General features: G+C 70.7%; 12 protein-coding genes. 7 read left to right on the forward strand and 5 right to left on the reverse strand.

What is annotated here, in order from left to right:
* Window positions 1-108: 108 nt before the first annotated feature.
* A complete protein-coding gene (locus tag VF289_RS18675) occupies window positions 109-894 on the reverse strand; it encodes an alpha/beta hydrolase family protein (RefSeq protein WP_330885858.1) in 786 nt (261 codons plus the stop codon).
* A 98-nt stretch (window positions 895-992) separates the two neighbouring features.
* Here VF289_RS18675 and VF289_RS18680 point away from each other — a divergent pair, with 98 nt between their 5' ends.
* The 5 genes from VF289_RS18680 to VF289_RS18700 all read left to right on the forward strand — a co-directional run bounded on the left by VF289_RS18680 (window position 993) and on the right by VF289_RS18700 (window position 7,945).
* Entirely contained in the window at window positions 993-2,618 is a 1,626-nt protein-coding gene (locus VF289_RS18680; protein ID WP_330885860.1) for an alpha-amylase family glycosyl hydrolase, read from the forward strand.
* 137 nt (window positions 2,619-2,755) lie between these two features.
* The gene (locus VF289_RS18685) at window positions 2,756-3,109 is read left to right on the forward strand and encodes a hypothetical protein (protein ID WP_330885862.1); all 354 of its coding nucleotides are present in this window, start codon (window positions 2,756-2,758) and stop codon (window positions 3,107-3,109) included.
* A 371-nt stretch (window positions 3,110-3,480) separates the two neighbouring features.
* Window positions 3,481-5,307 (forward strand): ABC transporter ATP-binding protein, encoded by a 1,827-nt coding sequence (locus VF289_RS18690; protein ID WP_330885864.1) that lies wholly within the window; start codon window positions 3,481-3,483, stop codon window positions 5,305-5,307.
* Window positions 5,304-7,130, forward strand: a complete 1,827-nt coding sequence (locus VF289_RS18695) for an ABC transporter ATP-binding protein (protein ID WP_330885866.1) — start codon at window positions 5,304-5,306, stop codon at window positions 7,128-7,130. Before VF289_RS18690 ends, VF289_RS18695 begins: the two co-directional genes overlap by 4 nt.
* A gap of 302 nt (window positions 7,131-7,432) precedes the next feature.
* Entirely contained in the window at window positions 7,433-7,945 is a 513-nt protein-coding gene (locus tag VF289_RS18700) for a lamin tail domain-containing protein (protein ID WP_330885868.1), read from the forward strand.
* A 142-nt stretch (window positions 7,946-8,087) separates the two neighbouring features.
* Here VF289_RS18700 and VF289_RS18705 read toward each other — a convergent pair whose 3' ends face one another.
* The gene (locus tag VF289_RS18705; protein WP_330885870.1) at window positions 8,088-8,756 is read right to left on the reverse strand and encodes a GNAT family N-acetyltransferase; all 669 of its coding nucleotides are present in this window, start codon (window positions 8,754-8,756) and stop codon (window positions 8,088-8,090) included.
* A 74-nt stretch (window positions 8,757-8,830) separates the two neighbouring features.
* Here VF289_RS18705 and VF289_RS18710 point away from each other — a divergent pair, with 74 nt between their 5' ends.
* On the forward strand, window positions 8,831-9,460 hold the full coding sequence (locus tag VF289_RS18710; RefSeq protein WP_330885872.1) for a pyroglutamyl-peptidase I: 630 nt from the start codon (window positions 8,831-8,833) through the stop codon (window positions 9,458-9,460).
* A gap of 799 nt (window positions 9,461-10,259) precedes the next feature.
* Here VF289_RS18710 and VF289_RS18715 read toward each other — a convergent pair.
* From VF289_RS18715 to VF289_RS18725, 3 genes are all read right to left on the reverse strand, one after another.
* On the reverse strand, window positions 10,260-11,183 hold the full coding sequence (locus tag VF289_RS18715) for a rhomboid family intramembrane serine protease (protein WP_330885874.1): 924 nt from the start codon (window positions 11,181-11,183) through the stop codon (window positions 10,260-10,262).
* A 149-nt stretch (window positions 11,184-11,332) separates the two neighbouring features.
* On the reverse strand, window positions 11,333-12,505 hold the full coding sequence (locus VF289_RS18720) for a winged helix DNA-binding domain-containing protein (RefSeq protein WP_330885876.1): 1,173 nt from the start codon (window positions 12,503-12,505) through the stop codon (window positions 11,333-11,335).
* 256 nt (window positions 12,506-12,761) lie between these two features.
* Complete coding sequence (locus VF289_RS18725; protein WP_330885878.1) at window positions 12,762-13,298, reverse strand: peptidylprolyl isomerase; 537 nt, start codon at window positions 13,296-13,298, stop codon at window positions 12,762-12,764.
* 197 nt (window positions 13,299-13,495) lie between these two features.
* On the opposite strand from VF289_RS18725, the gene VF289_RS18730 reads away from it, so the two are divergent.
* Window positions 13,496-14,272 (forward strand): hypothetical protein, encoded by a 777-nt coding sequence (locus VF289_RS18730; protein WP_330885880.1) that lies wholly within the window; start codon window positions 13,496-13,498, stop codon window positions 14,270-14,272.
* Window position 14,273 lies beyond the last annotated feature (1 nt).

Raw genomic sequence — 14,273 nt, forward strand, 5'->3', positions numbered from 1 at the left:
TAGGTGTACTGAACGGCGAAGAGGGCCATGCTCGCTCCTGAGGAGGGTCGGCGGGACTGACCGCCCCATCCTTCCGCATCCGGGTCCTCGCGCGCGGACCCGTCCGGATCAGCGCTCCCGGACCGGCAGCCAGTCCAGGACATCCTGGATGCTCTGGTCCCAGAAGTCCCAGGTGTGCGCCCCCGGGCGGAGGCGCGCCTGCACCTCGACCCCGCGCTCGTCGGCGGCGGCGAGGAAGGTGCGGTGGTGCGCGAGCAGCTCGTCCTCTGTCCCGCAGTCGACGAACAGGGCGGGCAGGGCGGCGGGATCGGCCGCGCCGACCAGGCCCACGAGGTCATCCGCGGTGCCGGCGACGTCCCGACCCGCCCACACCCGCTCGCCGAGGGTGCCGGTCCAGCCGAGGTCCAGGGTCCGGGCGTCGAGCACCCCGGAGAGGCTCGCCGCGGCCGCGAAGCGGTCCGGATGGTTCAGCGCCAGCTTGAACGCCCCGAACCCTCCCATCGACAGGCCCGCCACGAAGGTGTCCTCCCGGGCGGTGGAGACGCGGAAGGTGCTCGCGATCAGCTGCGGCAGCTCCTCGGCGATGAAGGTCCAGTACTTCTCCCCCACGACTTCGTCGGCGTAGAACGAGCGGCGCACCTCGGGCATCACCACCGCGATGCCCTTCTCGGTGGCGTAGCGCTCGATGGAGGTGCGGCGCTCCCAGATGGTGCAGTCGTCGCTCAGCCCGTGCAGCAGGTAGAGCACCGGCACGCCGCGCTCGTCCTCGGCGACGGAGGCGGCACCGTCGGCCCCCTCCATCCCGATACCCGCAGCGGCCTGCGGCATCAGCACCACCATCGAGGTGCCCATCCCGAGGGACTCGGCGAAGAAGTCGGTGCGCATGCGGATCATCGGTGATCGCTCCTGGGGGATGAGGCGGACTGGCCGTCAGAACGGTTCGGTGGCCCCATTGAACACTGCCTCCGTGTCCCCGCGCCTACGATGGCGCCATGACTACCGTGCCTGCACCGTTCTGGATCCGCGATGCGATCTGCTGGCAGGTCTACCCGCTGGGCTTCTGCGGAGCGCCCCGCCATCGCGAGGACCTCGGCGGCGAGGGATACGGCGGGGCCGACGGGGAGAATGTCGTGCACCGCCTGCGCCGCCTGCACGGCTGGCTCGATCACCTGGTGGGGCTCGGCGCGAACGTGCTGCTGCTGAACCCGGTCTTCGACTCCGTCTCCCACGGCTACGACACCCTCGAGCACCGTCGGCTGGATCCGCGCCTGGGCGACGAGGCCGACATCGATGCGCTGATCGCCGCCTGCCACGAGCGGGGGATCCGCGTGGTGCTCGACGGCGTCTTCAACCACGTCTCGGACCGCCATCCCGTGGCGCGGCGGGCCATCGCGGCCGGGCCCGGCACCGAGGACGGTGCCCGGATCCGCTGGTCCGGCACCAGCCCCTACGGCTTCGAGGGCAACGCGGACCTCATCGAGATCGATCTGGCCGATGCGATCATCCAGGACCGCGTCGTGGAGATCATGGACCGCTGGCTCGCGCGCGGGATCGACGGCTGGCGGCTGGACGCGATGTACGCCGCCGGGCCCGAGTCCTGGGCGCCGATCCTCGAGCGGGTGCGGGCCGCACATCCCGAGGCGTGGATCCTCGGCGAGGTCATCCACGGCGACTACCCGGCCTTCGCCGCCGCGTCCACCGCGGATTCGATCACCCAGTACGAGCTGTGGAAGGCGATCTGGTCCGGCCTCCGCGACGGCAACCTCTTCGAGCTCGCCCACGCCCTGGGCCGCCACCAGGAGTTCCTGGACGCCGAGGGCGGGGCGCACCCGCAGACCTTCGTGGGCAACCACGACACCACCCGCATCGCCTCCCAGCTCGCGGACGGCCGCGACCTCTCCGCCGCGTTCGCCCTGCTCGCCCTGCTGCCCGGGATCCCGACGGTCTACGCCGGGGACGAGTTCGGCGCGACCGGGATCAAGGAGGAGCGCGCCGGCGGGGACGACGCGATCCGCCCCTGGTTCCCCGGCGGCCCGGACGAGGTGGTCGCCACGGCCTCCTCGCCCGACGGCGCCGCAGGCTCCGAGCACGGCGCCGCGGGCCCCGGCGAGCGCAGCGCCGCAGGCCCCGAGCACGGTGCCTCAGGCCCCGGCGAGCGCAGCGCCGCGGGCGGCCCCCACCACCTCACGCTGCTGAAGCCGGAGGCCGCGGAGCGGATCCTCGAGGTGCATCGCCGCCTGTTCTCGCTGCGCCGACGGGAACCGTGGCTCACGACCGCCTCGGTGCACGTGGACGAGGAGACGCTCGAGAACACCTGGGCGCAGATCGTGCTGGCGCCGGGCACGGGAGTCGGTGCGGCTGGCGGGGGCGGCGGTGCTGTCGGGGGCGGCGCCAGCGAAGGCGCGGGCGCGGGCGCGGGCGCCGAGGGTGCTGGCGCGGGCGATGGGCTCGGCGACAGCGCCCCCGCCCCGCTCACTCTGGTGCTGAACCTCGGCGACGAGCCCCGTCCGGCCCCGGGCGAGGTGCTCGAGGTGGTCAGCGGCGCGGACATGCTCGACGGCGTCGGCCCCGCCGCCCCGGGCGAGGTGCCCGCCCACGGCATCGCGGTGGTGCGCTGAGCGCCCGCCCGGCACCAGATCGACCTCGACCGTTGCACAGTGAGCGCTCTGAGCGCTGAGAACGCCGACTGTGCAATGGTCGACGGACTTCCCGGAGGGCGCCACGCCCTCCCAGCGCAGCGTCGTAGGCTCGAGGCATGAGCACTGCGATCAAGCCCGCCACGTCCGTGAACACCGCCCCCGTCGTCGCCCTCGGGCTGGTCGGCGGCTGGCTGACCGCCCGCGAGACGGGCATCCGACCCCTCGGTGGCGTGGTGCTCGCAGCCGCCGGGCTGTACGCGGGACGCACCTGGCTGGCACGCCGCGGCCCGGCCACCACCGCCGTGCTCGGCGCGACCTACGTGGTCGGTTTCGGCCTGTCCCATCCGCTGGCGAAGAAGATCGGCGCGTGGCCGGCGGTCCTCACGGTGACCGCAGCGGCCGCCGGCGCCGCCGCCGTGCTCTCCGACGCCGCCTACGGTGAGTGGATCCCCGCCGACGACCGCGCCTGATCCTGCCTGACGCCCGTCGCCGCGGATCCGACGCTCCGCGAGGACTGGCCCCGGGCTCCGCAGGCGCCGACCCCATGTCAGGTGCCGCTCTGACCACGCCAGAACGGCACCTGGCATGGGGCCGAACCGTGAAGCGACCCGGCCACACGTGCCGCACGGCTGCCCGCGTCGCCCCTGAGGAGCCCCGCGAGCCCCAGCGAACCCCCGATGGCCCCCTCCCAGAGAACAGAACGCACCGCGCCCCGGAATGCGCTTGATCCCTTCTGACCGGGAGGCGTAATCCCCTACCGGTCGATGAAATAGTTGACTAGGCTAAGCCTTCGTCCCCGACCGTCGGGGGCTCCCGCATCCCCCTGAGGTTCTCTCTTCCCATGCTCGGCACCATGCGCCGCCTCTGGACCACCGTTCGCCCCATTCGATTCCGCCTCTACCTCGGCCTGCTCAGCGCGATGACGGCCTCGATCGTCGCCCTGATGATCCCGCAGGTCCTCGAGTTCATCGTCAACCGCCTCGAAACCGACGCCACCGCCGCCACGATCTGGACCGGCGGCGCGATCGTGCTTGCGCTCGGCATCGTCGAGGCCTCCCTGATCTGGCTGCGGCGCACCTTCGCCGTCGCGCCCTCGACCACGGTCGAGAAGCAGATCCGCGTCGGCTTCTACGCGAAGGTCCAGCACCTGCCGGTCACCTTCCACGACGGCTGGGGCTCCGGCCAGCTGCTCTCGCGCATGATGAGCGACATCAACCAGATCCGTCGCTGGATCGCCTTCGGCATGATCATGGCGGTGACCAACGTGGTCACCATCTCCGTGGGCATGGCCCTGCTGATCCGCTCCTCCGCGATCCTGGCGCTGATCTTCTTCCTCGCCGCGGTGCCGGTGACGATCATCGCCTATCGCTTCAACCGCAGCTTCTCCGTGCTCTCCCGCCTCTCGCAGGATCAGAACGGCGACCTGGCCACCACGATCGAGCAGTCGGTGCAGGGCATCCGTGTGCTGAAGGCCTTCGGTCGCGGTCCGACGGCCCTCGAAGGCTTCACCGAGCAGGCCGAGGAGCTGCGCCGTACCGAGGTGCGCAAGGCCACCGCGATCGCCCGCTTCGACATGTTCATGTTCATGCTGCCCGAGCTCGCGCTCGGCATCGCCCTGCTGGTGGGTCTGCACCTGACCGCCTCGGGAGACATCTCCACCGGCCAGCTGGCCTCCTACTTCGCGACCGCCACCCTGGTGGTGGGACCGGTGAGGATGCTGGGGATGCTGCTGGGCCAGGCCGTGAACGCGACCACCGCCCTGGACCGTCACTACGAGGTGATGGACTCCGAGAACACCATCACCTCGCCCGAGCCCTCGGCGCACATCGACGCGTCGGCCGCGACCGGTGCGGTGCGGCTGCACGATGTGCACTTCCGCTACGAGGACGCCCCGGACCATGTGCCCGACGTGCTCGACGGCGCGAGCCTCGAGGTCCTCCCCGGCGAGACCATGGCGCTGGTGGGCGTGACCGGCAGCGGCAAGTCGACGCTGCTGCAGCTGGTGCCGAGGCTGTACGACGTCACCTCCGGTGCGATCACCATCGACGGGGTCGACATCCGCGACATGGATCTCACCGATCTGCGCACCCTCACCGCGGTGGCCTTCGAGGACGCGACGCTGTTCTCCGACTCGGTGCGGGACAACGTGCTGCTGGGCGCCGACAGTTCCCTCAGCGAGGAGCAGGCCGAGGATCTGCTGCAGCTGGCGCTGCGCACCGCCGACGCCTCCTTCGCGCTCGAGCTGCCGGAGGGGGTGGACACCCGCATCGGCGAGGAGGGCATGAGCCTCTCCGGCGGGCAGCGTCAGCGCCTGGCCCTGGCCCGATCCATCGCGGCGAAGCCCGCGGTGCTGCTGCTCGACGATCCGCTCTCGGCCCTGGACACCCGGACCGAGGAGATCGTCACCGTACGGCTGCGTGAGGTGCTGCGCGGCACCACCACCCTGATCGTCGCCCACCGCACCTCGACCGTCGCCCTGGCGGACAGGGTCGCGCTGCTGGACCACGGGCGAGTGGTCGAGGTGGGCACCCACAGCGAGCTGATGGCGAGCTCGGCCCGCTATCGGTGGGTGATCGCGAACCAGGAGGAGGAGCGACGCCGAGACCAGGACATCGAGACCCTCACCGGTGAGCTCGAGCTCCGTGCGATCCAGGAGGAGGGCCGATGAGCACCGCTCCCGCCACGAACCAGCAGCCGGATCAGAACGATCCGGAGCACCAGACCTACACCGCCGCCGAGAACAAGGCCTCACGCCAGCGCTCCTTCGCCCTGCTCGGGGAGCTGATCTCCCCGGTCAAGGGCCAGTTCGTGCTGATGGCGATCATGGTCGTCATCGCGCAGCTCGCCGTGGTGGCGGGCCCGGCGATCATCGCCTGGGGCATCGACCACGGCCTGCCCTCCCTGATGGACGGCGATCCGGTCCCCGCCTACCAGGCGGCGGGCCTCGCCGTCGGCGCCGCGATCATCGGCGGTGTGCTGACCTTCGGGTACGTGCGCCAGTCCGTCGTCGTGGGCCAGCGGATGCTGCTCCAGCTGCGCAGGAAGGTCTTCCGCTTCACCCAGAAGCAGGATCTCGAGTTCCACGAGTCCTACACCTCGGGCCGGATCGTCTCCCGCCAGACCTCCGACATGGAGGCGCTGCGCGAGCTGCTGGACTCCGGTGTGAACGTCATGGTGGGCGCCTCCCTGTCGATGGTGTTCACGATCGTGCTGATCGTGACCATGGATCCGGTGACCGGCGTGGTGATGCTGCTGATGCTGATCCCGTGCCTGGCCCTGACGGTGTGGTTCCAGAAGCGCTCCCGGGTGGAGTACCGCGCGATCCGCACCCATTCGGCGCGGCTGATCGTCCACTTCGTCGAGGCGATGGCCGGGATCCGCGCGGTGAAGGCCTTCCGCAAGGAGGAGCGCAACCAGGCGGAGTTCGACACTCTCGCTCAGGACTACCGCGATGCGTCGATGCGCTCGATCAACGTGTTCGGCATCTACCAGCCGGCGCTGCGCGTGCTGGCCAACATCACGATCGCCGCTGTGCTCGTGGTGGGCGGGTTCCGGGTGCTGAGCGGTGACCTGCAGGTGGGCGTGCTGGTGGCCCTGGTGCTGTACTCGCGCCGGTTCTTCCAGCCGGTGGACGAGATCGCGAACTTCTACAACGCCTTCCAGTCCGCTGTGGCGGCGCTCGAGAAGATCGCGAACCTGCTCGCGGTGCAGCCGCACGTGCAGGAGTCGCCGTCCCCGACGGCGCTGCCCACCTCCTCCGGGCAGGTCGACTTCGAGGACGTCTCCTTCCGCTACAGCGCCGACGGACCGACCGTCCTGCAGCCGATGGATCTGCACATCCCTGCCGGGCAGACGGTCGCCCTGGTGGGCCAGACCGGCGCCGGGAAGTCCACGGTCGCGAAGCTCATCGCCCGCTTCTACGACGCGACCGAGGGCAGGGTGACGCTGGACGGCGTGGATCTGCGGGACATCTCGATGGAGGATCTGACGCGCAACATCGTCATGGTCACCCAGGAGGCGTACCTGTTCTCCGGCACCGTCGCGGACAACATCGCCCTCGGCAAGCCCGGGGCGAGCCGCGAGGAGATCGAAGCGGCGGCCCGCGCGATCGGGGCCGACGAGTTCATCGAGAAGCTCCCCTACGGCTACGACACCGACGTGAACAAGCGCGGAGGCCGCGTCAGCGCCGGGCAGCGGCAGCTGATCTCCTTCGCACGTGCCTTCCTCGCCGACCCCCGGGTGCTGATCCTCGATGAGGCCACCAGCTCGCTGGACATCCCCTCCGAGCGGATGGTGCAGGAGGGGCTGACGAAGCTGCTCGGCCAGCGCACCTCGCTGATCATCGCCCACCGTCTGACCACGGTGATGATCGCGGACAGGGTGCTGGTCGTGCACGGCGGCGAGGTCGTCGAGGACGGCTCCCCCACCGAGCTCGTCTCCCAGGGCGGACGCTTCGCCGCGCTGTACCAGGCGTGGCAGGACTCGATGTGAGGTGAGGCAGGGCCGAGGCGGTGCACGGCAGCGCCCCGGCCCTGCGGCACCGGCGGCACGGCACTGCCCGACCCGGCCCGGCCCGGCGCAGCACGGCGCAGCACGGCCTGCCGCAGAAAACCCTCGCGACCAGGGGCGCAGGAGTGTGGCGCACACCTCTGCGCAACTGTTCAGAAAGTGTGGCGAGCCGGCGCGGATGAGGCTATATTTCGGATCATCCACATCGGTCTCGATCTTGAGGATGCACCGGAGCCGTCTCCCGGCGAAGCACCCGCGGATCGCCCTCGCCCCCAGGGGTCTCCATGCATCTCTCCCTCACTCCGCGCGCCCGATTCCTGGTCGCGCTGCTCGCCGCGCTGCTGGTCGCCACGACCCTCGTCGCCGCTCCCCCTGCGGCGGAGGCAGCGGTGAAGAAGCCGCTGGACATCGTGAAGATCCACTACGACCCCAAGGGCAAGGACCACTCGAAGAACTCCGGCTACACCAAGGAGTACATCCAGGTGAAGAACACGGGGAAGAAGACGCTGACCCTCACGGGATACGTGCTGCGGGACAACGGCCCCCAGAAGTTCTCCTTCCCCAAGGGCACCAAGCTCAAGCCCGGCAAGACCCTCACCATCCGCTCGGGCAAGGGGAAGAACACCTCGACCACCCTCTACTGGAACAAGTCCAGCTACATCTGGAACAACACCGGTGACACGGCCCGCCTGTACGCCACGAAGGGCACGCTGCTCGAATCGTGCAAGTACAAGGGCGGCACGAAGAAGGCGACGAAGTCGACGGTGCGCACCACCGCCACGACGGCCTACTGCTGACCCCTTCCCGGGCGGTGAGCACCGGCCTCTGATCCCCGCAGGGGTCAGAGGCCGGCTGCATGCCGGGCCCGCACGCGGTGGGTCTCGTGCAGCGTGCGGTCACCAGGTCTTTCGGGTCGTTCGGGTCGGCGCGACGCTGCGGCTACGGCGCCCCCAGCATGGCCCGCAGCTCGGCGGTGACGCCCTCGATCCGCAAAGGCACCTCGGGCCGACGGAAGCTCTCGGGCGTGACCAGGAACCTCTGCTCCTCGTGGACAGGGCCGGGCAGCGTGGACACCTTGGTGCCGTTGTCCACGTACCCGCAGCCCCGGGAGACGGCGACGGAGCGCCCGTTCCCGACAGCGGCCAGGGACTCCGCCCGCAGGGCCCCGAGGTGGTCGAAGGCGAGCACGAGCATCGCCTGGCGCATGAGCTTCCCGTAGCCCTTCCCGTGGGCGTCCAGGGTGAGCCAGGACCCGGAGCTGACCACGCGTCGCTCGCCGAAGCGCGACGCGGACATGTCCTGGCAGCCGATGAGTCGGCCGTGCGCGCTCACACCGAACGGGAGCGTCCAGCCGTCCGGCTCGATCTCGCTGCGCAGCCGCCACTGGAACGCCAGCGCGTTGCGCACCCGCGTCTCGGGGTCGGCCCGATACCAGGGGAAGACCGCCGGGGAGTCCGGGTCCTCGAAGATCGGCCGACGGATCAGGGCGGCGTACTCGGCCAGATCCGCGTCGGCGAGCGGGCGCAGGGTGAGGTCGCCGACGCGCAGCACGAGGCCGAACGGCGGGTGCAGGATCGTGAGGTCATGGTCGTCGAGGTGCTCTGCCATCGGCCCAGCGTAGAGAGTCGGGCCGGGGCCCGCCTCTGCTTTTCTCCCGGGTCGGCTCTCCGTAGGCTGTGCCCATGACCACCGACGTGCTGCTCACCGGATTCGCGCCCTTCGCCGGTGCGAGCGTCAACGAGTCGTGGGAGGCGGTGCGCCTGGCTGCTCCGCTGCTGCGCTCCGGCGGTCTCACGGTGGAGACCCTCGAGCTCCCGGTGGAGTTCGACCGGGGCGGGGATCTGCTCGTGGAGGCGGTGCGACATCACCGCGCGCGGCTGGTGATCGCGGTGGGGCTCGCATCGGGCCGAGAGCGCATCACACCGGAGCGGGTGGCGGTCAACGTGCGCGATGCGCGGATCCCGGACAACGCGGGCGCGAGCCCGGTGGACGAGCCGGTCGTGGCTGATGGGCCGGTGGGCTACTTCAGCACCCTGCCGATCAAGGCGATGGTCTCCGCGCTCGCGGCCGACGGGATCCCTGGCGCCGTCTCGCAGACCGCCGGCACCTACGTGTGCAATGACGTCTTCTACACCCTCCAGCACCTGCTGGCGACCGACGCCTCCCTCGAGAAGATCCGCGGCGGCTTCGTCCACGTCCCCTCGGCGGATGTCGTCGACTCCCCCACCACAGCGCGGGCGCTCGTACGGATGGTCGAGGTGGCGCTGCGCCGCGAGGCCGACGTCCCGCTGCCGGGCGGCGCCGAGCACTGAGCCCCACGGGCCTCCGTCTCTGCTGGCGGGCCTGCCGCCGAGCCTGCTGGCGGGCCTGACGTCAAGAGGCGCTGTCGGATCGGGACAGCCCGCCTCGTCACGATGTGCACAACCGGTGCATCACGGGATCCAGTCGCCAGGAAACGGCTCTCCTCCAGTCCGTCCGCGGAGTTGTCCACAGAGTTTTCCACAGGCGTGGACGAATGACAGACATGTAGTTCCGCAGGTACGACGGAGAACCCGGGCGTGTCGCAGAGTGCGCCAGGAGCGTGAGATGCTCCGCCGCGCGAGGCTCGGACGATCCACCACCGGCCACAGAGCGACTTACATCACTGCAGGTCAGCGACGCACCGCCGCGGAGAGGTCATGACTGTCCCGCAGAGCTGCGGAGGCGTTCCCGCAGGCGGGACGGGCGTGTCACCCACGGTGAGCATGCGCACGTCGGCCGACCACGCTGCGCTCGGTCCCCACCGTCCGTCCACAGCGCGTCCCCGGTTTTCCACAGCTAGAGCCTGTCATCCCCACACTCTTCCAGAGTTATCCCCAACTCCGTCCACAACTGGGGAAAACCACATGCGTGTAGTTCGCGGATCCCGGGGGAAGCCCTCGCGCATCCGTGTTAATGGGGAACGCTCGAGGGGCATTGGGGGGAAATTCGAGGGACGTTGGGGTGAGGGAAGCAGACGGGTACGGGTCGGGGCGGCCTCTGCGCCGCCCCGACCCGTACCCGTGATGCAGACCCGCTCCCTGTGGTGCAGACCCGTTCCTGTGCTGCCGGCGCCCGCTGACGGGCGCTGGGTCACTGCCCCAGCACCAGCATCGTCTTGACCACGATCAGTACCACGCACAGCACCACTGCGGCCACGACCACGGCCGAGTGCACGATCGCGGAGCGCTGCGCCAGCGCCCGGCGGTCCACGCCCGGAGCGGCCTTGGGGCGCAGGGCGAACATCCCCGCGGTCACCGCCGCGCCGAGCACGAGACCGCCCAGATGCCCCTGCCAGGAGATCTGGGGGAAGAGGAAGGAGATCACGAGGTTCGCCACGATCAGCAGCGCGATCTGCGCCGTCTGCCCACCGAGACGTCGATTGACGACGAACATCGCCGCGAACAGGCCGAACACGCCACCGCTGGCGCCGAGCGTCCCGGTGAACCAGGAATCGCTCAGCGGGCTGGCGAGCAGATAGATGGCGGTGTGGCCGCCGAGCACCGAGACCAGGAAGATCGCGGCATAGCGGACGCGGCCGACGGTCTGCTCGAGAGCCGGCCCCAGCATCCACAGGAAGTACATGTTCAGCCCCAGGTGCACGATGCCGCCGTGCAGGAAGCCGGCGGTGAAGAACGTCCACGGCATGAACACGGCGCGGAAGGGGGCGAAGATCCCCAGCTGCTCCACGATCTGCGGTGCGATCATCTGCCCGAGGTAGGCGAGCACGCACAGGCCGATCAGCGTGTACGTGACGTACGGCGTGCGCGAGCCGACCGCGGCGCCCATCGCCGTGCGGGGCCGGGCGGAGGCCTGCTGTCGGGAGAGCTCGCGCTCGCAGTCCACGCAGAGCACTCCCACGGCCGTGGGGCGCTGGCAGTCCGGGCAGGCCGGGCGGTCGCAGCGCTTGCAGCGCACGTAGCTCACCCGGTCGGGGTGTCGCGGGCACACCGGCGGGGACTGCGGGTCCGGGTCCGGGTTCTCCTCGGCGCTGTAGCCGTAGCTGGGTCGTTCCATGGAGGTCATTCCACCACGGCCGCCTGGGCCGCTCCCGGGCGGCGGCCGTCCGGTCTCGGGCTGCGGCCATCCGGTGACGGGCGCTGCACCCATCCGGTGACGGTGTTCGGGAGAGCAGCCCTCGGGCGGCGCCTCCCAGCCGGTTCTCCTCAGGCGACGGTGTACGGGAAGGTGGTGAACAGCTTCTCGAAGCGTCGACGCTGAGTCTCGCTGATCGGGCGCTGCTCGGCCAGGACCAGTGTCCGCTTCCCGGCGGCTCCCTTGCGAGTCCAGACCCCTACTACCTCGCCGCGGCGCAGCGCCGCCCGCTTGAACACACCGTTGTTCCCGGGCACCAGCGCGTGGTGGCGGTCCTGGTCCATGAGGTAGAGCCGGTCGCGATACCCGAGCACCAGCTCGTCGAATCCGGGCAGCAGCAGCTCGCGCATCGTCTCCTTCTCGAGCGCGGCGTACTCCTGGACCAGGCCCGGCCGCCACCACAACCGCCCCCCGCTCCCTCCGCGCGCCGCGGCCTCGGTGGTGTGCAGGCGCCCCTCCTTGTCCGCGAAGCCGCTCTCGAGCTGGTCCTCGATCCGGGGCAGGGCCTCCCGGAGCAGGCCCAGCGGAAGCTTGGACCACCAGGCCAGGTCCCGCTCCCCCGCCGGGCCGTGGCTGGTGAAATAGCGTCGGGCGAGCTCTGCCGCGGCAGCGACGCGGTCACCGCCGAACGCGCCGTCGAGGTCGGTGCCGGCCGGCAGCCAGTCCTTCGCGAGCACCACTGCCGTCTCGCCCTCGCGCGACGGACCGTAGGCGGCGATACCGAGCGAGATCAGCTCGACCAGCAGGTGGTAGCCGCGGCCCTGGTCGGTGCGGATCCCCGCGGCCTCCCACGCGGCCATCACCTCGGAGCGCAGCACCCCGCGGCCGGCCCCCGGCGCCGAGTGCTCCGCGGCGATCTCCTCGAGCACCTCCCGGGCCCGCTGCACGTGACGCTCCTCGATCCCCAGCTGTCCACGACGGGTCACCGCCGCACGCTGCGGCCCTGCCGCGCAGAGCTCGGTGATCCAGGCCAGGGAGTCGGCGGCGACCGCGAAGACGGTGCCGCGCATCGGATACCCGCGCACGATCTCCCCGCGGTCGAAGGCTGCGAGCACCGCGCCCGGGTCACCGCCGCTGCGCAGTGCGAGGGAGGCGATCACCCCGGGGAGGTCCTGCCCCTGGTGGGCACCGAAGGCGCGCGCCACCTCGGCGGGGTCCCCGAGGTGCGGCGGACCGGCGAGATGCGGCGGACCGGCGAGGCCCTGGGCGAGGATCCGGGCCCCCGCGAGGTGTCGCTGCGTCATGGGCCGAGGGTACTGGGGTGGCCACGGGCCTATGGCAACGCGAGGTGGCGATATAGCCAGCTCGCGTTGCTATAGGCCGTTCCAGGACACAGTCTCCACTGCCGCCCGCCACCGCCACCGCCACACCGCACAACCGCCCTGCCCCGCCCCGCCCCGCACAGCACAGCACAGCACAGCGGCCCGCTCCCGAAGATCCGGGAGCGGGCCGCTGCGTGCGTCGGGCCGGCCGCTCAGCGCGGCGACGGCCCGGGCGGGGTCACTTCTCGATGGTGACCGAGGTGATGACGACGTCCTCGAGGGGACGGTCGCGCATGTCGGTCTTGACGCCCTCGATCGCGTCGACGACCTTCTTGGACTCGTCGTCGGCGACCTGGCCGAAGACGGTGTGCTTGCCCTGCAGGTGCGGCGTGGGGCCGACGGTGATGAAGAACTGCGAGCCATTGGTGCCGGAGGGGCGACCGGTCAGCGCGTTGCGGCGCTGGCCGGCGTTGGCCATGGCGAGCACGTAGGGCTCGTTGAAGTTCTTCTCCGAGATCTCGTCGTCGAAGTTGTAGCCGGGGCCGCCGGTGCCGGTGCCCAGCGGGTCGCCGCCCTGGAGCATGAAGCCCGCGATGATGCGGTGGAAGATGACGCCGTCGTAGAACGGGCGCGAGACCTTCTCGCCGGTCTCGGGGTCGGAGAACTCCTTGGTGCCCTCGGCGAGGCCCACGAAGTTCTCGACGGTCTTGGGTGCGTGGTGCGGGAACAGCTCCAGGCGGATGTCCCCGTGGTTGGTGTGAAGAGTTGCGAACATGCGGTCATCCTTGCATATGAGGAGCCCTGACCGACTGGACGGGCTCCTGTGGGCCCTGGCTTCTTCACAACGGCTGTGAGCGTGCATACTCGCTCGCGTTAGAGTTGTGCCACACGGGTTCGCGACAGCCTCCGGCTGCCGAGGCCCAGGGACCATCGTCGGCCCGACCCGACGGATTCGACCGAAAGGGGAACCCCATGGCGCTGACCACCAAGCGGGAAGCCAAGAAGGCCAAGAAGCACGCCGCGAAGTCCGCCGATGCCGCAGGCGCGACCAGCCAGAACGCTCAGAAGGCCGTGGAGGAGCTGCAGAAGCTCGCCGCCCAGGTGGGCCCTGTGGTGTCCGAGGGTGCTCGCGAGGCCCGCACGCGCGCCACCGAGCTGTACGGCCAGTACGCCCCCGAGGCGGAGAAGCGCCTGCGCGAGCAGTCCGACAAGATCTCGGCGAACCTCGGCCCCCGCGCCGACAAGATCCGTCACGACGTGCAGGACGACTACCTCCCGCGCGCCCGCAAGACGGTGGAGACCTCCGGCACCGTGCTGAAGGCCGCCATCGACGCGGCGCGCACCGAGCTCGAGAAGGGCCAGGGCGACATCCGCTCCGCAGTCCTCGAGCCCACGCCGCAGCCGAAGAAGAAGGGTCGCGCCGGCAAGGTGCTGCTCGTGCTGGGCCTGGCCGCCGCCGGTGCCGCCGCGGGTTACATCGCCTGGCAGAAGTCCCGCCCGGTCGAGGATCCCTGGGCTCCGCCCGCGGACTTCGCCCGTGCGCACTACCCGGCCTCCGCCGGCGACGACTCCGACTCCTCGACCGTCTCGGACACGGTCGGCTCGGCCGACGCCGGTGACGTCGCCTCCGCCCTCAAGGGCGAGGACCGCACCTCCGACGTCGAGCCCAAGGAGGTCAAGGTCGACTCCGACCCGGACACCTCGGACACCGACGACGAGAAGCGCGGCAACCACCGCGGCGACGCCTGAG

The sequence above is a fragment of the Brachybacterium sp. genome, assembly GCF_036379615.1.
Taxonomy (GTDB): Bacteria; Actinomycetota; Actinomycetes; order Actinomycetales; family Dermabacteraceae; genus Brachybacterium.